The 23,048-nt window shown below is 36.8% G+C and carries 12 protein-coding genes; 9 read left to right on the top strand and 3 right to left on the bottom strand.

What is annotated here, in order from left to right; genetic code table 11:
- The first annotated feature begins 5 nt into the window (after positions 1-5).
- Positions 6-1,085, top strand: a complete 1,080-nt coding sequence (locus RM706_RS14585; RefSeq protein ID WP_311352849.1) for a glycosyltransferase family 9 protein — start codon at positions 6-8, stop codon at positions 1,083-1,085.
- On the opposite strand, the gene RM706_RS14580 is transcribed toward RM706_RS14585, so the two are convergent.
- On the bottom strand, positions 1,047-1,718 hold the full coding sequence (locus tag RM706_RS14580; protein WP_311352847.1) for a class I SAM-dependent methyltransferase: 672 nt from the start codon (positions 1,716-1,718) through the stop codon (positions 1,047-1,049). The two genes, RM706_RS14585 and RM706_RS14580, sit on opposite strands and share 39 nt — an antisense overlap.
- Positions 1,719-1,888: 170 nt before the next feature.
- On the opposite strand from RM706_RS14580, the gene RM706_RS14575 reads away from it, so the two are divergent.
- On the top strand, positions 1,889-2,692 hold the full coding sequence (locus tag RM706_RS14575; protein WP_432264976.1) for a glycosyltransferase family 2 protein: 804 nt from the start codon (positions 1,889-1,891) through the stop codon (positions 2,690-2,692).
- Here RM706_RS14575 and RM706_RS14570 read toward each other — a convergent pair.
- Positions 2,674-3,492 (bottom strand): glycosyltransferase, encoded by an 819-nt coding sequence (locus RM706_RS14570; protein ID WP_311352843.1) that lies wholly within the window; start codon positions 3,490-3,492, stop codon positions 2,674-2,676. The two genes, RM706_RS14575 and RM706_RS14570, sit on opposite strands and share 19 nt — an antisense overlap.
- A gap of 70 nt (positions 3,493-3,562) precedes the next feature.
- Here RM706_RS14570 and RM706_RS14565 point away from each other — a divergent pair, with 70 nt between their 5' ends.
- The 6 genes from RM706_RS14565 (at position 3,563) to RM706_RS14540 (ending at position 9,070) form a co-directional block, all read left to right on the top strand.
- Complete coding sequence (locus RM706_RS14565; protein WP_311352841.1) at positions 3,563-4,384, top strand: zinc-binding alcohol dehydrogenase; 822 nt, start codon at positions 3,563-3,565, stop codon at positions 4,382-4,384.
- Positions 4,384-4,941 carry an L-threonylcarbamoyladenylate synthase gene (locus RM706_RS14560; RefSeq protein ID WP_311352840.1) on the top strand — a complete coding sequence of 186 codons (558 nt, stop codon included), beginning with the start codon at positions 4,384-4,386 and terminating at the stop codon, positions 4,939-4,941. Before RM706_RS14565 ends, RM706_RS14560 begins: the two co-directional genes overlap by 1 nt.
- 33 nt (positions 4,942-4,974) lie before the next feature.
- Positions 4,975-6,399, top strand: a complete 1,425-nt coding sequence (locus RM706_RS14555) for a CCA tRNA nucleotidyltransferase (RefSeq protein ID WP_311352838.1) — start codon at positions 4,975-4,977, stop codon at positions 6,397-6,399.
- On the top strand, positions 6,396-7,430 hold the full coding sequence (locus RM706_RS14550; protein WP_311352836.1) for a COX15/CtaA family protein: 1,035 nt from the start codon (positions 6,396-6,398) through the stop codon (positions 7,428-7,430). Before RM706_RS14555 ends, RM706_RS14550 begins: the two co-directional genes overlap by 4 nt.
- A 25-nt stretch (positions 7,431-7,455) precedes the next feature.
- Entirely contained in the window at positions 7,456-7,950 is a 495-nt protein-coding gene (locus RM706_RS14545) for an IS1096 element passenger TnpR family protein (RefSeq protein WP_311352834.1), read from the top strand.
- Positions 7,951-8,011: 61 nt separating this feature from the next.
- Positions 8,012-9,070, top strand: coding sequence for a nucleoid-associated protein (locus RM706_RS14540; protein WP_311352832.1), 1,059 nt, complete (start codon positions 8,012-8,014; stop codon positions 9,068-9,070).
- Between the two features lie 22 nt (positions 9,071-9,092).
- Here RM706_RS14540 and RM706_RS14535 read toward each other — a convergent pair whose 3' ends face one another.
- On the bottom strand, positions 9,093-10,178 hold the full coding sequence (locus tag RM706_RS14535) for a hypothetical protein (protein WP_311352830.1): 1,086 nt from the start codon (positions 10,176-10,178) through the stop codon (positions 9,093-9,095).
- Positions 10,179-10,440: 262 nt separating this feature from the next.
- Here RM706_RS14535 and RM706_RS14530 point away from each other — a divergent pair, with 262 nt between their 5' ends.
- Entirely contained in the window at positions 10,441-23,016 is a 12,576-nt protein-coding gene (locus tag RM706_RS14530) for a T9SS type B sorting domain-containing protein (protein WP_311352829.1), read from the top strand.
- Positions 23,017-23,048: the final 32 nt, after the last annotated feature.

Genomic DNA, 23,048 nt, shown 5'->3' with positions numbered 1-23,048 from the left:
ATTAAATGAAAAAGATTCTCGTCATTCAACAAAAAATGATTGGTGATGTTTTGGCGAGTACTGTTGTCTGCGAACACCTAAAAATTCATTTCTCCGAGGCGGAAGTACATTTTCTGATTAACGAACACACTCGGGCCGTAGTTGATGGAAATCCATTTATTGACAAAATAGTATTGTTTGAAAATAGATTTAAAAAGGAAAAACTTCAGTTTTATAGGTTTTTAAAAGAGGTGAAAAGTGAACGGTATGATATTGTTATTGATGTATACTGCAAACTAGAGAGTAACCTAATCAGTTATTTTTCAAGGGCAGCCATCAAAATTTCATACAAAAAATGGTATTCAAAATTCATTTACGACCATTTGTTTAGCTATTCTCAAAACCCAGATACTAAATTGGGGCTGGCAATTGAAAATCGCCTTTTATTGCTCTCTCCTATTACTGCCAAGCTTAAAAAACCAGAATTGGCACCAAAAATATTTCTTGCTAATGAAGAGATAAAAGCAGCCGAGAAACTTTTAGAACGACATAAAACAGATTCTTCTAAAAAAGTATTTATGATTGGCATACAAGGCAGTAGCCCTATTAAAAGTTACCCATTGGAATACCTTGCCAAAGTAATTGATTATTTGACAGAAGCCTATGAAATAACATTACTTCTTAACTATATTCCGAGTCAAAAATCTAGTGTTTTAGAGCTTCTTAATTTATGTTCTACAAAATCTAAAAAAGCTATTAAGGAGAATGTTTTTTGTCCTTCACTAAGAGAATTTTTAGGACTCTTAAGTATTTGTGATGCTTATATTGGTAATGAAGGTGGTGCAACTAATATGTCTAAAGCATTAGATACCCCTAATTTTTCTATTTTTTCTCCTTGGATAAATAAAAAAGCGTGGTTAACCTACAATCAAAACACTGCTAATCGCGCTGTTCATTTGGCAGATTATTTTGAGAATGAAATCAACCTAATGCCTAAAAAGGAACGAAGGAAAAATTCATTACAACTTTACCAACGTTTCAAGCCAGAATATTTTAAAGAGGAATTGTTAAGCTTTGTCAAAAGCGAAGTCTTCTCTAACCAGTAATACCTGGTAAGCATCTATAACAATTCTCCATCCATTTTTAACCATATAGGCGATGACTAACTTGCCTTTACCCCCATTAGGTAAATCACAGTCATCAATTAAGACAACGCTATTCTCATGCAGCTTATCTTCAATTGCTTTAAATTCTAACAAATGGTGTTCTTGACTTTTTTTTTGTACTTCTACGTCACTGCTATAATCATAACTATCCAAATAAAGTAAATCTACTTTGTCATTAAATTCATCTAAAAATATCAAAGAATCAGAATGATGAATCTTTACAACTTTATTTAAGTTTTGATTATCTACTTCTTGCTGGGCGTTTCTGCAAGATTCTTCACTAATATCAACAGAATGTACAAAAGCATTATTCTCTTGAGCCCACTTGCCAAATACTATAGTAGCCGCACCATTACTTTTCGTCCCTCTTAGTCCTTCTCTTGAAGTACCAGTTTCAATAATGATGTTTGCGTTGATAGCATTCATTAAATCCATCGCTTTTAAGAAACTACCTCTTCTCTTTCTAAAATCATATCTAAAAGGCATAAAAGGATATAAAGACTTATGCTTAATAAACTTTCCAAGAAAAAAGGCGAAAACTCCTATGGCAAGAATTCCAATAAACCAATCCATACAATGTTTTTTCAAATATAAGCCAACCTTTTGCACTTTTTGTAATCTATAAGGTGTAAGGTTGATGATTTGAAAAAAATATGGGACGTAAGAAAAATACTTCTCTGTACAATTTTATCTTCTTTTTTTTGTTATAGTTTTACACTACCAAACCGCAAGAATACCAAACTATGGCTGAAATGCACACCCCAAAGCAGAAGCTATCGGCATTGATTATAACCTATAATGAAATAGGTTACATTGAAAGATGTATTGAATCTATTTCATTTGCAGATGAAATTATTGTTGTTGATTCTTACAGTACAGATGGCACCTATGAGTATCTTTTAACTCAATCTAATGTAAAGGTCATACAAAATCCTTTTGCAAATTTTACAGCTCAAAAGTCGTATGCTTTGGAACAAGCTTCGAACGATTGGGTGCTTTTTGTTGATGCAGACGAAGTGGTTACAGAAAGCTTGGAGTCTGAAATTATAGAAACCATTAACGACCCTAAATCTTGTGAAGCATATTGGTTTTATAGAACATTTATGTTCCAAAATCAAAAGCTAAATTTTAGCGGTTGGCAGACAGATAAGAACCATCGTCTTTTCAGAAAAAACAAAGTGAAATTTACTGATGCCAAGTTGGTACACGAAACTTTAGAAGTTGATGGAAACTCTTGCATTTTAAAAGAAAAATTAACCCACTACTGTTATAAAAACTTTGAAGACTATAAATCTAAGATGCTTCATTATGGAAGACTTAAAGCAAAAGAAGCTTTCTACAAAGAAAAAAGTTTCAATTATTTACTTTTAGTTGTAAAGCCACTTTGGAAGTTCTTGTACCAGTATATATTGCGTTTAGGTTTCTTAGATGGTAAAAAAGGCATCACTGTATGTTATTTAAACGCCTTGAGTACGCTGGAACGTTACCGTGAATTAAAACGCTTGGAAAAGAAAAACGAATTAGCATACTATTTAGTTATGCCATAGTGTGTCCACACATGCTTTTCAAGTCTTGTTTCTTTTCTAATTTTCCTGTTTTTTGAAATTGATTCTGGAGTTTTATAGCCTCTTTTATGATCTAAGTGAACACAAACTGCACTGTATCTTAACTGTTTAGATTTAAGTCCAAAATTAAAAAGTCGCTCTCCTAATTCTCTATCTTGACCGCCGTATTGCATTCTTTCATCAAAACCATTGACGTTTAAGATATCCTTTTTCCAACCGGAAGAATTATGCCCATTCCAACTGGCGTTAGTTGGCGTTACTGTATTTAAAAGTTTTGAAATAACTCCCCTTGCTGTCAACTTATTATTCTTAAATGTTTTAGGAATACCTTTTTCTTTTAGCCAACTAATTTGAAAACAATTTTGCTGTTCAATATCTTCTAAAGTAATTAGTTTAGAGATATTCATTGGCAACATATAATAGCCTCCAGAGATAAAATATCCTTTTTGCTTATTTATATAATGAACATGAACAAAATCTTCACGAGGAATACAATCTCCGTCTGTCATAATAATATAATCAGCGTTGCATGCCTCTACTGATTTATTTAAAATTCGGGATTTTTGGAAACCATTATCTTCCTGCCATACATGTACAATGTTATAGAACACTTTCTCTTTTAATTCTTCTAATAGCTCTTTTGTCTTAGGCCCAGAACCATCGTCTGCAATGACAATTTCAAAATCTTTAAAGGTTTGACAGTTAAAACCCCAAAGTACTTTTTTAAGCCATTCTTCAGCATTATAAGTACTTATTATTACAGATATTTTAGGTGATTCCATTCTGACAAAAATATAAATATTAAACTGTTCCACTATATCTTTAATTTTGCAATACTTGAAATTGATTTTTATGAAAGTAAAAGAAATTCCTATTTCTCTTTTTCACTCTTTGCGTTTGATGACTTTATCAAAAAAGAGGTTAACTAAAAATGGGCGAAATTCTCCTTTAATAGTTTCATTAGCTACTATTCCGTCACGTCTTAATATTGTCCATTTAACCATTAGAAGTATCCTAAACCAATCTATACTTCCAGAAAAAATAATTTTATGGTTACATAAAGATTTAAAAAATAGTATCCCTAAAAAGCTTTCTAGGTTAGAAGGAGAATTTTTTGAGATTAGATTTTCTAAACTTACCTCTTCGCACAGAAAACTTGTTAATACCTTAAAAATATATCCGAATCATATCATCATCACCTGTGATGATGATATGATTTACAGGAAAAATTGGTTAGAAAATATTTACAATGCCCATCAAAAGAGCCCAACATCGATTATTGCAAATCAAGTACGTTGTATTTCATATTATGATAATAAAGTATTAGCCTACACCAAATGGGCATTAATAAATGGTGCTTGCAACAATGGGAAAGCTTTATTACCAATAGGAGCCTGCGGAACACTTTACCCTCCAAATTCTTTATTTAAAGATGTTATAAATTCTGAGCTTTTTTTAAAATTAACACCTACTACAGACGATCTTTGGTTTAAGGCAATGTCTCTAAAACAAAATACTACTTCTTTACTCTCTGAGTACTTAACAAAAGAACCCATACCTATTTGGGGCTCCCAAGGTGTATCTCTAAAAAAAGGTAATATCAAGGAAGATAAAAATCGAATTCAATGGCGGAAAGTTGCTGATTATTATAGCTTACATGAATTAGTTAAGTAATGACAATAGAAATAAACAATTGCATTGAGAAATTAAAAAATGGTGGTCTTATCCTATACCCCACTGATACTGCTTGGGGTATTGGTTGCGATGCCACTAATGAAGAAGCGGTTAAAAATGTATATCAATTAAAAAAAAGAGAAGACAGCAAAACATTAATTTGTTTAGTTGCCGACCAAGCTATGCTAGAAAGATATGTTGAAGAGGTACCAGATGTGGCATACGATATCATTGATTTAGCTAGCAAACCAACCACCATAGTTTTTGATAAACCAAAAGGCTTAGCTAAAAATCTAATTGCTTCAGACAATACTATTGCGATACGGGTAGTTTCAGATAAATTTTGTCAATACCTAATCAATAAATTTGGTAAACCGATAATTGCAGCTTCAGTAAATTTTTCTGGTATATCATCCAAAAATTTTAATCAGATTGAAAACCAAATTTTAAAAGGCGTTGACTATGTGGTAAATTTGCAAGTGGAAAAGAAAAATTCACCACTTTCCTCTATGATAAAACTAAGCAACAATGGGGTGGTCAAAATCATTAGGGAATAAATCTAATTTTCGCACTTACAAAACAACATCTCGATGAATTTAAAAAAAGCCCTAAATCATGATATATTTCAAATTATCGGCACAATCGCAGATGACACAAAGGTCAATTGTTATGTGATTGGAGGCTTCGTAAGAGATTTTTTACTGAATAGGGGCAATGCGGCAAAAGATATTGATATTGTAACCATTGGTAGTGGGATTGAACTAGCCCAAGCCGTGGCCAAAAAGTTGAAGGGAAACCCAGATGTCACCATTTTTAAAAATTTTGGTACTGCCATGATTAAATACAATGGGCTTGAACTCGAGTTTGTAGGTGCAAGAAAAGAAAGCTATCAGAGAGAGAGCAGAAAACCTATTGTCGAAAACGGCACTTTGGAAGATGACCAAAACCGTAGAGATTTTACAATTAATGCGCTAGCGATTTCACTAAATTCAAAAAATTATGGAACGCTTCTTGACCCATTCAATGGTATTCAAGATTTGAACAAAAAAGTGCTACGAACACCACTTGAGCCATCTATAACCTATTCCGATGACCCATTAAGAATGATGCGCGCCATACGTTTTGCTGCGCAATTAAAGTTTGAGATAACTTCTGAATCGTTGGATGCCATTACCCAGAATAAAGAGCGTTTCAAAATTATTTCTAAAGAGCGTATTGTAGATGAGATACACAAAATTTTAATGAGCAACAAACCTTCCATAGGTTTTAGGCTTATGCACGAAACAGGGTTGCTTTCAATTGTGCTGCCCGAACTTAAAGCTTTACAAGGCATAGAAGAAGTAGAAGGACAAAAGCACAAAGATAATTTTTGGCATACTTTAGAAGTGGTTGATAATATCTCAAAAACCACGAATAACCTTTGGTTGCGATGGGCAGCGCTGTTACATGACATTGGCAAAGCCCCTACAAAGCGTTTTGTTAAAAAAATCGGCTGGACTTTTCACGCACATGAATTTGTTGGCTCTAAAATGGTTTATAAACTATTCAAGAGGTTAAAAATGCCTTTAAACGACAAAATGAAGTTCGTACAAAAAATGGTATTCATGAGTTCACGGCCTATCATATTGGCCGAAGAACATGTAACAGATTCAGCTGTGAGAAGATTGGTTTTTGATGCTGGTGACTATGTTGATGATTTGATGACACTTTGCGAGGCAGATATAACAACAAAGAATCCTGGAAAGCAAAAAAGATATCTGAAAAACTTTCAGTTGGTCCGTCAAAAAATCGTTGAAGTTGAAGAACGTGATCGCATTCGCAATTTTCAACCGCCAGTTTCTGGTGAAGAGATTATGAAAACTTTTGATTTAAAGCCTTCTAAGGAAATTGGCATTATTAAAGAAGCAATAAAGGAAGCTATTTTATCTGGGGAGATACCTAATGAACATGATTCGGCATTTGTTTTTATGGTAGAAAAAGGCAAGAAACTTGGTTTAAAGCCCATTGCAATATGAATGTAAAATTTATAAAGCTTGCCAAGCTTAGTTTGATTCTAATCTATTTAGTTATCATTGCCGGAGCTGTGGTTAGAATGACCGGCAGTGGTATGGGATGCCCTGATTGGCCTAAATGTTTTGGGTATTACATTCCTCCAACCGATGCAAAAACATTACAATGGCAACCCAATAGGGTTTTCATTAAAGGTCAAGTAATTATTTATGAAGAGAGCTTACAGGTCGCAAAAAATAACTTCACCACTACAGGAAGTTTTGAACTCAATAACTGGAAACCATACCTTAAACATGACTATGCTAAATTTAATGTTTGGCATACATGGATTGAATATATCAATAGACTTTTAGGTGCACTGGCAGGTTTGGCAACGTTAGCGTTGGCCTTATTTTCTATTCGGTTTTGGAAAGAAAGAAAATATATCTCCATAGTATCATTGCTAGTGGTATTTGGCATGGGATTTCAAGCTTGGTTAGGAGCAACTGTAGTATATTCGGTCTTAGAACCGGTAAAAATAACTACCCATATGATTATGGCTTTGGTCATCGTAGCTTTACTATTATTGATTATTCATAAGGCCAGTCAAAAAAATACTCAAGTATTAATTGCAAAATCAACACAAGCACTCGTGTTATCAACCTTAATATTGACATTGATACAAATAGTGCTCGGAACTCAAGTTAGGCAGTTTGTTGATGACCAATTAACCCTTGTTGGCGAAAATGCGAAAAATCTTTGGTTAGAAAACCCTTCAATACAATTTTATATTCATCGTTCTATGTCCATTCTCGTTTTTCTTTTAAATGGATACTTATTTTTTGACATAAGAAAAAAACAGCTTCCATTTGATAAAATAAAATGGATTGCATTTATAATCATGCTCGAGATAATCAGTGGTATTGCGATGTACTATTTTGATTTTCCATTTGCAAGTCAACCATTACATTTAGTTTTGGCGAGTGTGCTCTTTGGAATACAATTTTATCTATTTTTAGAAGCTACCAACAAGAGCAAAAGTCATAAATCTTTGTAACTTTGCCTCTACCCAATTTTAGAGGATGATTTATAAAATCAGGATAATTCTTGATACACAAGAAGATATTTTCAGAGATATTGAGATTGAAGCTAGTCAAAGTTTAGAAGAGCTCCATAATGCCATAACTCAAGCATTTGGTTTTATGGGAAATGAAATGGCTTCTTTCTACACTTGTGATGAAGAATGGAATCAAGATGAAGAAATTGCGCTCTTTGATATGAGCGAAGGTGGTTCTGAAGTTCGCTTAATGAATGAAACGTGGCTTGAAGACACTCTTACTGAAAAATCGCCTAAAATGATTTATGTCTACGATTTTTTTAATATGTGGACCTTTTTTGTGGAATTAGCCGACATCGCTGAGAAAGAAGACGGTAGAGCCTATCCAAACATCTTATTTAGTTTTGGTGAATTACCAGATTCTCCACCTGAAAAAAACTTTGAATCAAAACCATCGGTTGACTTTGATGATGACCTTGGAAATTATGATGATTTGGACTTTGATGAAAACTGGAATTAGTTACCCAAACTAAAACCGCTGCCTTAATTTATATATCAATTCATAACCTTTTTACAAACATATGCTCAACTTTTATCCCGCCCAAATCGAAAGTGTATCGCTGCACAGAGTAGGAAACAAAAACAAAAACGAAGGTGTTTTTTTATCTTCTGAACCCCACAATCTAAATGATGAAATATCTGGCTTGTTAAAAGAATACTTTTTCAGGCCTTTTCGCGAAAAAGAAGAAAATTATTTCAAATTTGCGCACGAAGTTGATGCAGACTTCAATGAAATATTTAAAGTGGTTTCAGAAATCTTTGCAGACTCATCTAAAGTCCATCTGCTCTCAAAAAAAATAGCCACGCATCTTTTTGAACAATCCAACCACCCACATATCAAAAGTGGTGAAGTTTATGTTGTCCAATTTTCGGATATGGTTCTTGACAATAAAAAAGTTGATGCCATTGGTATTTTTAAAAGTGAGTTGAAACACGATTTTTTACAATTTCAGGAGAATAAAGAAAATCTTGAAATTATTATTCGACAAGGTATCAACATTAATAAGCTCGATAAAGGATGCCTTGTTTTTAACGTAGATAAAGAAGAAGGGTATAAAGTATTGTCAATTGACAGCAATCGCTATGATGCAAAATATTGGTTGGAAAATTTTCTTGGACTAGAACCTCTTTCAGATGATAATTTCAAAACAAAAAACTACTTGAAGTTCTGCCAAAACTTTGCCAAAGACGTAGTGCTTCCTGCTGAAGACAAACAACAAGAAGTTCTTTTTATGAACCGTGCGGTAAATCATTTTGCTAAGAATGATGCTTTTGAAGAAAGTAGTTTTCTGAATGAGGTAATGGAAAACCCAGAATTAATTCCTGAGTTTAAACACTACAAAGTTGAAAAAGGTCCGAAATATAGTATTGAAGACGTTTCTAATTTTGACATCGCTAATAAAGCAGTTTCAGATGCCAGGAAAAAAATAAAGAACGTCATCAATTTAGATACCAATATTCAAATCAAAATGGATTTTATCAATCCAGAATCAGCTGAAAAATTTGTGGAAAAGGGTTGGGATGAGGAACGCCAGATGTACTACTATCTAGTATATTTTAATAAGGAGCAGAAGCACTAGGTTGTAAATATTGAGCTAAGAATTATTGAATCTTAATATTCTGTTCAATAATTTGCTTCATACTTACATCTTCATAATTCCGTTTTACAAAATTTAAGGCCAAGTCAAGAACATCTCCCATAGTCTTACATTTTTTAAAATTCAAATCGAGCGTAAGCTCATAAATCTGTTCAGAAAGAGTAGCAATATTTTCTTTTGTTGAAATTACATCGGTCTTACAAATACTTCTTAATCTTTTAATACGAACCCCAGAACTTAATATTCGTTTAGCAACGATTGAGCGTTCTTCCAATTTATATTGATCTACAGAATCTCTAAGAAGTTTACTACGGACCAATTCTACCATTTGATAGTTTTCTTTAAAAAATTGGGGACGGTATACTTTTAATTTCCCTTCAAAACATTGTTGGTCAAAATCTATAGCTCGAATACGATATACTACATGATCAAAATCATGAACGGGAACAATGACATAGTTATATGATCGCATATCACCCAATAGCCGAATCATGCAGCGTTCATTGAACTTGACAAACTCCTTGGCAAGTTGTGCTTTTTCAGGTTCTGAGCATTTTGGCAACATGTTCTTTATAAATTCATCACCTGGTATACCGGCAATATGCTCTTCTATCAAAGTGTCCTTATAAACTAAAAAGTTAAGATTATAAGGTGATAGCATATGTTCCAATTCCAATCCATAAATACGGGAGGCATCGGTCTTTTTTACATAGAAGTACGTAAAGTTATCATTAAGGATATTTCTGATTTTTATTCGAAAAGGTTTTGAATTCCCAAAGGTGCAAAAGTCAACTGCATCAACATTTAAATATTGATGAATATTATTACTTCCATCGGAATGTAAAATAGAGTACACTTTTTTAAGGCTATCATCAATTTCTTTTCTGTCAAACTCCGAATAATAAACTCGAATCCAAAGGGTATCTTCATCATTTGAGTCATAAACCGTCACCGAGCCAGAGAATCTAAGTAGGTCTTCATAAAAAATTGGAATTTCAATTTTTCGACTGTACTCACTTAAATAATCATCTAGCTTTTTGCTAACGGCAAATGCAGGTTTTTTCTTCGACATCAATTTTTCTTCCGACATATTCTAAACTTTTAAAATATCGTTTTGTATACTTAAAAACATATTTATATTGCCTTTCTAACAGTTCGGTCTTTTCTTACAAAAGCTTACCTATTTAGCCTCAACACTTTAGAATGTTAGAATAATTCTATTCTACAATTTACACAATTCTTAACGTTACCAACATCTTCGGCCCATTTTACAACATATTATTGGCAACCTCTAGCACTTATACTTTTTTTGATGTTCGGTAAAATGAGAAAATACCCCAAAAAGTAAACTGATGCGCCAAAAAATTCTGTTTTTATTATTCGTAATAGGATTTAGTTTTTCTATACATGCCCAATTAAGTGACCTTCATTACCTACCGCCATTAAAACAAGGTCAAAACAATGCTGGTATTAGAGAACAAGCGGTATATCTTTCAACGCCCGAACCTACAACATTCGCCGTAAACGTATATAGAGGAACTGGCACTACACCAATAGCAACCTTTAATATTTCGAATGTTAGCCCAGCTGTATACTCAATGAGCAACGGAGATAACAATATTATTTTGGTCAATAACGCTAATACCGGTATTGTTTTGGATAACAGTGGATTACGATTTGAATCTCCAAGCGGTAACCAGTTCTATGTAAATTATAGAGGTAATTCGCAATCCCAAGCTGCATCTTTAACTTCAAAAGGGCGACAGGCCTTAGGACAACGTTTCAAATGGGGGGGTGTACCTAATTTAGGTTCACATTCTTCAAAATCAAATACACTAGGTATAATGGCAACGGAAGACAATACGACCGTTAGACTTTTTGGATATGATCCAGGCTGTGAATTTAGAGTTGGAAACGATAGGGCTGGAATAACAGATAATACCTATACGATTACGTTAGATGCGAATGAATCATTTGTTTTTGAAACTTACATTGGAACTTCTCCAACTCAAGCTCACGAAGATGGGTGGATCGGAGCCACTATAGAATCAGACAAAGATATTGCTATCAGCAATGGATCTATAAATTTTGGAAGACAAGTGGGAGCTTCTAATAGAGATGCCGGTATCGACCAACCCGTACCAGAAAACAAACTCGGCAAAGATTATGTTTTCGTCAGAGGTAATGGTAATACCAATGGATGGACCGAATTTCCTTTAGTAATCGCAATTGATGACAACACACAAATTTTTGTAAACGGTGGTACCGTACCTATCGCAACAATAAACGAAGGTGATTATTACGAAATCCCAAGTAGCTATTTCTCATCAAACACCGTAGGAGCTAACATGTTTGTTCAGACTTCAAAAGATGTTTATGCCTACCAATGTATGGCTGGAGCAAGTCAAGTCTACACCCAAGGTCTTAATTTTGTAGCGCCAGTAAATTGTCTTCTGCCAGATGTAATGGATAACATTCCCGACATCCGAAATATGGCTGGTCAAACTGTTACCGGTGGTATGACCATTATTGCAGCAACAAACACACCTGATGCTAATATTCAAGTAACAGATGGCAATGGCCCTGTAACATTGCCCGCACATGTTCCAGTTGCAGGATCTGCAGATTGGAAAACTTTTTTTATTCCTAATCTAAATGGAAATGTAAGTGTACAATCAACTGGTCCGATGGCGATTGGTTTTTTTGGATATAATGGTGCCCGTGGTGTAGCCGGTTATTTCTCCGGTTTTGATACGGTTCCAGAAGTAATTTTAGAAATTCGTGGTGGCAGTGGATGCTTTGTTGGTTCTGAAATTTTTGAAGCAACAGGTAATTTTGATGCCTATCAATGGTTTGAAGACGGCGTTGCTATTCCAGGTGCAAATGCTCCTAGTTACGCACCTTCAGGGGCTGGTGATTTCTTTGTTCGCGGTACAAAAGGTCCATGTACATATGATAGTAATTCTATACGAGCACTTTACTGTGACCCAGATATCGTTATCAACAAATCGGTTGATCAGCCTGAAATCATGGAAGGCGAAACGGCAACGTTTACTATTAGAATTAGAAATTTAGGTATAGGCCCATTGACCAACTTACAGCTAACCGATAATATTCCAGCTGGTCTATCATTCGTCAGCGCTTTTACAATTGATGGAAGTTGGAGCGGTAATACTTGGGATATTGGTACCTTAAATGGTGGTGAGACGGCTACATTGGAACTCGAGGTTAGAGGTGACGAAATCGACACCTTACCTTTAGTCAGTTTAACCAATACCGTAACACATACCCAAGACCAAACAGATACCAACATTTCTGAAGACATACCTTCTGTTAGCATCATCGTACATAATGATTTTGATAATGATGGTGTTCGAGATATTACAGATTTAGATGATGACAATGATGGTATCTATGATACTGACGAATGTGGTACAACGATATGTTTTGAGACCATTGTAAACGAAAGTTTTGAGAGTCCTGCAATCCCAGGAGCTACTTACAGAGTACTAAGCGAAAATGATGTACCTGGTTGGCTTACTACCGCAACAGATGGTCAAATAGAACTTTGGTCTGATAATTTTCAAGGAGTACCAGCTTTTAATGGTAATCAATTTGCAGAACTAAATGCAAACCAAAGCTCTGCATTATATCAAAATCTCTGTTTAACACCGGGTACGGTGATGAATTGGTCATTGCGTCATAGAGGCCGCGCAGGTACAGATGTGATGCGGGTTAGAATTGGCGCTGATCTAGCGTCTGCAGCCGAACAGGCAATTATGACTGATGATAATACTGCTTGGGGCCTCTACACAGGTACATATACAGTTCCTTTAGGGCAAACTAATACCGTATTTATTTTTGAAGCAGTTTCTACAGCTGGAGGCAACCTATCCGTAGGCAACTTTATTGATGATATTCAAATTAGCATTGCTAATGTTCCTGTTTGTCAGGATACCGATAATGATGGGCTTCCTGATAACCTTGATTTAGATAGTGATGGTGACGGCTGTAGCGATGCCAATGAATTTTATAAAGATGAAAATGCCGATGGTGGTGATGATGGTGAATACGGTAATGGAACACCTGTAGTTGACCCAACTGATGGAACGGTGAATGATGCCACTTATATAAGGGTCTTGGCACCTGAGATTCTACTAGGGAATACTACTGAAGATTTAGGCGGTAACGATATTAACGGACAAGATGTAAGTCTTGGCCAAACTTTTGAATACGTACTCCGTTTTCAAAACACAGGTGATGATGATGCCACGAACTATACGATAAGGGATATCCTTCCTGCAAATGTTACTTTTAATACGGTAGATCTTTCTAACGCATCGGGAACACCTGCTCCTAGTTATGACCCCATAACTAATGAGCTTACATTTCAAATTCCAGATGAGCTGGTCGAAGTTGGTGATCCTGAATATAGTATCAGAATTGAAGTGACCATTGCTTTAAATTGCTCTGATTTTGTGGCTGCCTGTTCTTCGACTTTAGAAAACTTGGCATATTCAACTTACCAAGGTGCAACCAATACAGCAATTTTTACTGATGAAAATGGTTCTCCTTCTATTACAGCATGCCCTAGAACCCCTGAAGTCGCTAGCAACTCAATTTTCAACGACCTTAGCAATTGTAACCAAGCACGAACCGTACAATTGTGTGGTGATGATGTTTTATTAGCAGCAGGCAGTGGATTTACTATCTACAATTGGGTCTTGGATACCAATGGAAATGGTCAAGTTGATGGTTCTGACATTGTTCTAAATGATGGAGATTCAGATGGAGACCCAAGTACTTTTTTGGCAACTCAAATAGGTGATTACATTGTCGAAAAATCTGCAGGGGGTACTTGTCCTGATTTAGTGGAGCGAATTACAGTTGAACGTTTTGGTACAACGCAGACCAATCCGATTGTTGATTACTTCAATCAAGTAAACAGCGATGCAAATCCTGATAATGACATGCAGGGTGAAATCGTAACCTGTTCCATTGATGGTGATTTATTACCAAAGATTTTCTTATGCGGAGCTTCCGATGAGGCTACAATTCAATTAGGTATTACTGATGCTCAAAGTATTACTTGGGAAAAATTGGATGAAGCCAGTTGTTCTGATACTGGTGATGATTGTGCCAATAAAAATGGTACATGTCTTTGGAATTCCGTAGCTACATCAGACAATTTCACCTTAACTGAAAGTGGAGAGTTCAGGGTAGTCATCAACTATCAAAATGGTTGTTTTAGTCGCTTTTACTTCAATGTATTTAAAAATGAATTGGACATTGATTATGCCTCATCAGATATACTTTGTAGCACACCAGGTAACATAAGAATAACCAATGTGGGATCGGGTTATGGTTTTCAATTGGTAGATGCCGCCGATAATGATAATATCATTGTACCCTACAATACGAATAATGGACCAAACTTTGACATTGCCACTAGCGGAACCTATAAAGTCCAAATCACACAATTAGACCCAAGTAATGGTACTCCTGTGATTGGAGGTTGTATTTTTGAAACTCCTGAAATAGGTATTCAAGAAAGAAACTTTAGTGTTACCTTAAGCACTACACCAGCAGATTGCAATGACTTGGGTACAATCACTGTTCAAGCTTTAGATGCTCTACCAAATTATAGTTACGAGCTTCGATTGGATGATGGCAGCAATGGAGGGCAAGGGTCTCTTGTGAGCAATCAACCGGCTCTAAATGACAACACCTATACTTTTATCAATGTAAACCCAGAAGATTATATTGTTGTAACGCGCACTCAAGATGGTTGTTTTGATTCACAGCAAATTACGGTAGCTGAAATAGACGACCCTCAACTGAGCGCTGTCGTTTCTGAACATATCACTTGTAACTCGGGAATTGTAACCGTTACACCTAGTAATGGACTTCCAGACCCTGATTATAATATGGCTATTTGGAGCAGAGATGGTGTGAATTTATATCCAAGCCCCCCTGATATTAATGATATTCCGATTGCCGATATCCAGACAACAAATAATTTCTTATTTAGGGAAAGTACAGATGGTGGCGATTATCAATTTATTGTTTTTGATAGTAATGGATGTTATGCGATTTCAAATACAGTAACAGTTGTATTTTATGGTAGTCCCGTAATTACTGCCTCTAATTCAGATATTACTTGTGCTGATTCTTCCACAGCCACCTTAACAGTTGGTGTTACAGGTGGAACGGCACCTTACCAGTACAGTCTTGACGGTGGTATAAATTATCAGAACAGCAATGAATTTTTTAATCTTTCGGCAGGTCTTTATACCATAACAGTTATGGATTCTAGCGGGACTAGCGGGACTAACTGTGTCGAAAGCTTTGATTATGAAATTTTACAACCTTATAGACTTACTGCATCTGCAACCATTGTTGAGGATGCTTCATGTAACCCTGCTGGTGCATTGGTTAAAATATTAAACCCAAATGGAGGTCAGGGTCCCTATGAATTTAGTTTTGATGGGGGAAGCACTTTCAGTGCGTTGGATACACAAAATTTACTAGCAGGTACCTATCAATTAGTACTTAGGGATGCCCTAGATTGTACCTTTGATATGGACTTAACTGTTCCTGCTTCTACTACGGACCCTAGCTTTACGCAAGATGTTACATACGATTGTGATGGATTGGGTACGATAACCATTGACCCTTCTAACACAACGGATTTCACCTATTCTTATACGTTGAACGGAACTACAAATACACCTGTTGATAACAATATATTTACCAATGTTTTGGATGGTACCCATACGGTGACCGTTGGGTATTCAAGTAGTATTACCCCAGAACAAAGTACTTTGTTTAATGAAAATTTTGGAGTTGGCCCAACTACTCAAATAGGCGAAATAGGGCCAGGTTATTGTTACGAACCACAAGATGGCACTGCAACGGCATGTAACCTAGGACCAGCAGGTATCTTGGTAGATGGCGAATATGCAGTTACCACAGCGGTTACAAACCCAATTCCTGCATATCTCAATCCTAATGACCATACAGGTTTGGTAAATGGCCGATTCTTTGCTATCAATCCAAGTAATAACTTGGTTGGTCTTAATAGTGTGATATGGCAAAGAAATGCTATAGAGATATTACCAAATAGAGATATTACTATAACTTTTTACGCATATAATCTTCGTCAAACAGGCTCTGCTGGCAACAACCCAGAAATTGAAATCCAATTATTGGATGCCGGCGGTGCAATCATCAATAGTTCTGTTACCGCAGAAATACCAAAAAACAATAATGCCAATGACTGGCATGAAAGAACAGTAACCTTTAACCCTGGTGCCAATACTCAAGTTGATGTGGTTTTAATTAGTAGCCAGGCTAGTGATGATGGCAACGAATTAATTCTTGATGATATTCAGGCATTTCAGTTGCCTGAAATTTGTGAAAAAACAGTTGATATTACTGTTTTTGTTGAAGACAATCAACAGTTCTCAGCTAATCTTTTAGGTACTACGGACCCAAGTTGTAGTGGTAGTACAGATGGCTCTATACGTTTTGAGGTTTCAAACTTTGACGTTACGACCGGTTTTGAATATTCGACTGATGGAGGAACTAACTGGACTACATCTTTAAATTCACCTGTTACAACTCCAAGTACATTGGCCGACGGGAGCTATACCGTACAAGTCAGAAAAGTAAATGACAATTCATGTAACACAGATTTTCCTGCGACCTTGACCGAACCGTCCATAATAGTTCCCACATTAAATCAAACAGCAGATTATACTTGTTTCAATACCGGAGGAACTTTAGAGGCTTCCGTAACCGGAGGCAACCCATCATATGCTTATCAACTGGAAACCACTGGTGGGGCTATAGTAACCCCTTACCAAACCAATACACAATTCACCAATATTGCCGACGGGGATTATATCGTTCGTGTTCGAGATCAAAACGGATGCGAAGTAGCGATGGCCTTAACAGATGCCGTAACTATTAGTCCTCCAACGAACTTAACATTTAATACGACACCAACGGCCTGTTATTCAGGCACCAATGATGGGTCTATATTGGTAGATGTGACTTCTGGTAATGGTAACTATGAATTTAGAATAAATTCAGGCCCATGGATAACTCCTACACCATCAAATGCCATAAGTCATACGTTTGGAGGACTTTCTACGGGTAATTATGATATTGAGGTAAGAGACCAATTAGGGTGTCCAACCGCTCCAAATACCCAAACAGTGGTGATCAACCCACAACTGGTAGTAACTGTCGATGTGACTCAACTAAGCGCTTGTAATGATGGTTTGATTACCGTAAATGCCACCGGCGGAAATGGCACATTACTATATGCTATAGTGCCAGCGAATACAAGTCCGTCAGGTTCTTACGGCCCAGCAAATACGTTAACCATTACCGAAGCAATGGCTACTGCCAACCCTTCTGGTTATGATGTGCATGTTCAAGATAATAACGGAACACCGGCTATTTGTTCTTTTGTTGAAGAAGACATTATTTTAACACCTGTTACTCCATTATCGGTAGTCCCTACAGCAACAGATCCCTTATGTTTTGATGGGCTTGGTGAAATTGCTATTTCAGTTACTGGTGGTACTGGTCCATATTCGTATACACTGACCGATCTTTCACCAGCAGATGGTATTGACTATACAAGAAATAGTCCAAATATTAATGCGAATACCTTAACATATGCTGGTATAGGTATAGGCAATTATGAAGTAACCATAACGGATACGAATGGATGTAATATCACCTCAACTACGGTAGCCATTAACAATGCAATAGAAATTGTAGCGGATATTCGACCCATATTACCCGCTGCATGTGCAAGTACTGTGGAAAATGATTTTGGGTTTGAATTTTTCAATATAACTACACCAACAGGAACTCCTGGTACGGTAGAATACAGTAATGATGGAGGAACCACATGGCAGACCTCTCCTGAGTTAAGAGGTAGTGTAGCTAACCCAACCTTTTCTGGAACGGAAGTATTTCCTTCCATAAGGGTAGAAGTAGCTCCCGGCGTGTTTTGTCAACAAGATTTTGACAGGTACATCATTCCATTCCCATTAGATGATTTGGATATTACTCTATCGGCCATTGTAATTGGCTGTAATGACTTACAGGTAACCGTAGAAGGAAGTGAAGGTGATGACACTGGTGGATACGATTATACCTATACCGATGATCCTGCCAATTTCAGCACGTTTATTACTGATCCAAATGTTTGGATCGATAACGTACCAAGTGGAACAGCACATACCTTTGCCAATATTAACCCGACAACCCCTCAGTATCCAGAGGTACCGCTTTTGGTTCCTGGTAGAACATATGTTTTTTATGTACGAGATGGTGCTGGTTGTATCAGACAAAGTAATGTCAATGTAAATGACATACCAGGTATTGGCTTACCAATTGACATTACTACAGATGTCACTCCAAGCTGTGATAGTGTAGCAAACGGTGCTATTACCTTTAACCTTATTCCTACTGCCACACATCCTAGTATGCGTTGGGAAGTTTACCAACTAGGCAACCCTACACCTATTGAAGTGAGTGGTGGTGGAGTAAGCTCAGTAAATGTTCCTTACAGCGGTACCATTTCAACAACAGTTCCACTTGCCGAGGGCGAGTATTATATCGATGTTATTCAGGTGGACGTCTCGAATGTTGAAGCATGTCGCGGGGGCGGTGAAAATATCTATGTACCCGAACTCGCACCTTTAAGCGCTGTTGCCGCGGCAACAAGAGATATTTCATGTAACCTGCCTGGTTTAATTTCAATAACAGGAATAACCGGTGGTGGTGGAATTCCTTATACATACGATGTCAGCGGCCCTACGGGTTTCACGACCTTAACAGGAACAACAGATAATCCGATTGAAATTCCCGTAAGTTCTCCAGCGGGTAACTATACAGTCACATTGTATGATCAATATAGCTGTCCTTTGGTACTTAATACAGTTGCGTTGACATTGGCTCCCAATCCTACAATTAGTGTCAGTCAAGACAATTGTACTTCACCAATCACAGTAAATGCTGTCGGGGTTTCTGCAGCTGGTAATCTGAGGTATGCCATGGTCGATTTTGGTGATCCTGTACCTACAGCATTTGTGGATAATGGAGGAACATTTACCAATGTGGTTCCTGGTGCATATGATGTATACGTTATGGATGGCAATGGATGTACTGCATTGGAATCCAACTTTGTGGTAAATCCTGTTTTATCGGTTAATGCAACATTGACCAAATTATTAGATTGTACAGCTTCTCAAGATGCAACAATCAATATTGAAATATTGGATGGATCAGGCAGTTACGAATATAGTATTACAAATACTGGTGGTGCACCGCCAGTAGCGCAAACTACTGTTCCAAATACAAACTTTGACTATCATCCAACAGTAGCTGGAGATTATACAGTTACTATTTATGATACCAATACCCCAAGCAATGCAAACTGTGATAGGATATTTGTAATCAACGTACCTGATAGGATTGTTCCTATAATTAATCCTTCTATTGTGTCGTCAAGTGTTTCTTGTTTGGGTGCCAATGATGGTAGTATTACTATTTCTACAACTAATGGTGCAGCAGCACCGTACACCTTTGAAATTACATCGAGGGATGGTGTAGTGACCAGTATTGCCCCAACGAGCACCACTGGGAATTCAGCTACATTTACAGGTCTTGGACCAGCTATTTCCAATGGGTATATTATAACAGTTACCGGAGACGCAACAACCAATAATTGTAGCGTGACCAGTGTCCCTATTCCTATTTCAGAACCAAGCACAATTACCGTGCCTGCCCCAACAATTGTAGAATTTGCTTGTATATCTGGCAATACATCTAACAATGCCTCAATTACGGTGAATGATGTGGCTCCATTTGTGCAGGGTGGAAGTGGAACTTATACTAGGTATGAATTCATTGAAGAAGACGATCCTAATACTGTGACAATTGAAGCACCAAATGTTGTTCAGTCAGGCACCGCGACTACCTATATAGAAACAGATGTAGCCGGAGGTGTTTATACCATAAATATTTATGATGAGAACGGTTGCTTTGGAACCGCAACAGCAACAATAGCGGCATTTGATGTCCTTGGAACTCCAACAATACATATTGATGATGCAATAAGTTGTAGCAATTTGGGAGAAGATATTTCAATTGATATAACGGGAAGTATTACAAGCTTTACTACGCACCCTGGGAATTATGAATTTAGGATGTTACCTTCAGGAGTAGCTCAGGCTTCAAATACGTTTCTGGATTTACAGCCCGGCCCGTATACTTTCTCGGTCAGAAATATTGTCACGGGTTGTGAAACGACTATTTCACACAATGTAGAAGAACCCAATACTTTTGATGTAACTGTAGAAAAACTAGCCGATGTTGTTTGCTTTGGTGATGATGGTAGTATCCGTCTAACCATGAGCGATGTAACCTACACTGGAAGCTTTACCTACAACATTTTTGATACGAATGGCACTCCGGCCGACCGCTCAGATGATGGTGTGGCGATAATTACCGGGGCATCGCCTGATTTTGGGCCAACAGCGGCAATTACAGTGCCGGCTGGGAATTACATTGTTGAAGTTATTCAAGACGGGTTCCCTGAATGTGCTCAAATCAGATCATTCAATATAACTACACCCAGTGCACCTATTGGTTTAAATACTATTGACATAACACAAGTTGGTTGTAATAATGATCAAGGTAGTGCAGCTTTTACCCCAACAGGAGGTCAAGCACCATATGATATTGTTTTGACCAATACCACTACGGCAACGGTTTATAATATTACCCAAGTAAATTCAAATCTGTTTCAAGGTCTTAGTGCGGGTCAATATGATATTTTAATTACCGATGCCTTGGGTTGCCCAAGTACATTCATAAATGAGTTTGAATTGATATTACCTGACCCAATTTCAGGAAATATTGCGGCAACAACTCTAGTTTGTGAAGGAGATACGGATGCTTCAGTTTCCATTAGTTTAAATCCAAGAAATATTACTGCGTCATACCGATATATTTTAAATAGGTATGCCGATGCTGCTGGTACAGGTCTTTTACAAAGTTCTACAACACAAACAACAGCAACCTTTAATAACTTAGGTGCTGGTTTCTATAGTATCACAATTTTAGATGATACGAACTGTACTTTTGAGTCCAGCATTATAGAAATAATTAACCCGGTTGAACCTAGAGGTATGTTGATAACCTCAGCAAATCTAAGCTGTCTTACGGGGGCAGAACTCGAGCTTAGTGCCTTCGGCGGAACGGGGCCTTACGAATGGAGTACTGACGGGGTAATATTTAATGTGATGAACACATTAAATGGTGCAGGTACCCAAGTTTTCCAAAATGTAACTCCGGGGACATACCAGTATTTTATAAGAGATAGTTTTAATTGTATTTCAACACAATCCAATGAGATCACACTTAATGCTATTGAAACTTTAACTCTTGATATAGATACCAGTGGTGCCGCAATTAACTGTAGTGGCGATAACACGGCAGTAATTTTTGCGAGCGCAGGGGGTGGATTGGGTAATTATCAATATGGATTATTCTCAGACTCAGGTTTGACCAATGAAGTTAGACCTTATCAAACCTCCGAAGTATTTGCTGATTTACCACAAGGCAGTTACTATGTAAACGTTCAAAGTGAAGATTGTCAAACCACTTCATTAGAAATTCTTATAGAAGAGCCAACTCCTGTCGTTGTCACACCCATAATTACTCACATTAGTTGTAATGGCGGTGAAGATGGTAGTATTGTGCTCAATGTTTCTGGAGGAACGGGAGAATATCAATATGCTATCTCTCCAAACTTAAATCAGTTTGATAGTAGCAATATCTTTACTGGTCTTAGGGCAAGTAGTTATGATGTTATAGTCCAAGACGGTAACGGCTGTTTTGAATTGATTGAGTTTGACATTGTAGAACCAGATCCCCTTGAGGTTGAATTCACTTCAACCCCAGAGATTTGCGCTGGCGATGAAGATGGCACCATAACACTAACCATCACTGGTGGTACCGCGCCTTACAGTACAAGTCTTAATAGTAATATCGACAGTGATTATATTGAGGGGCAGATGAATTTTAATGGATTAGCTAGTGACACCTATGTGATCTTTATTAAAGATGCAGAGGGTTGCACTACCAATCAAATTATTGAAATCGATGCAGGAGCCAACTTAAACGGAAGTATCGAAGTAGTTTATGAATGTTCTGGTGATACCCCAGACAATAGTGTGATACTCACATTAGAAGACATCTCTGTTTCGGCAGATATTCTTTATGGTTTAGATACAGATGATCCAGCTAATATGGTTTTAGAACCAAATTTCGAGAATTTAACTCCTGGACAGCACTTTGTAACCATTGCCCATGCTAATGGGTGTATCAACACTTTAGATTTTGAAATAGAAGATTTTATGCCACTTCGATTAGTTGCGGAGCAATCTAATATGAATGAAATAACTGCTTCAGCTTCTGGCGGAAGAGAAGAATACACCTACTACTTCAATGATACAGACAATGGTGCTGATAGCACCTTTTATATTACACGTACGGATACGTATACCGTTCGAGTAGTTGATGAAAATGGTTGTGAGGCAATAACTTCAATATATATGGAATTCATTGATATTGAAATACCAACATTCTTCACGCCTGATGGTGATTTGTTAAATGATTATTGGATACCAGAAAACATAGGGCAGTATCCTAATATCTACATTAATATTTTTGATAGATATGGTCGTAAAGTATATCAACTAGAAGACAATGCAGAAGGTTGGGATGGTCTATATAACGATACGGATTTACCCACAGGAGATTACTGGTATATTATCAAGTTAAATGGAGAAAGTGATCAAAGAGAATTTATTGGACACTTTACTCTGTACAGGTAAACAAAATTAAATACAATAAAAGCCCCTAGAAT

The sequence above is a fragment of the Croceitalea rosinachiae genome, from assembly GCF_031846445.1.
Lineage (GTDB): Bacteria > Bacteroidota > Bacteroidia > Flavobacteriales > Flavobacteriaceae > Croceitalea > Croceitalea rosinachiae.
This window is presented reverse-complemented; position numbering and strand designations above follow the sequence as displayed.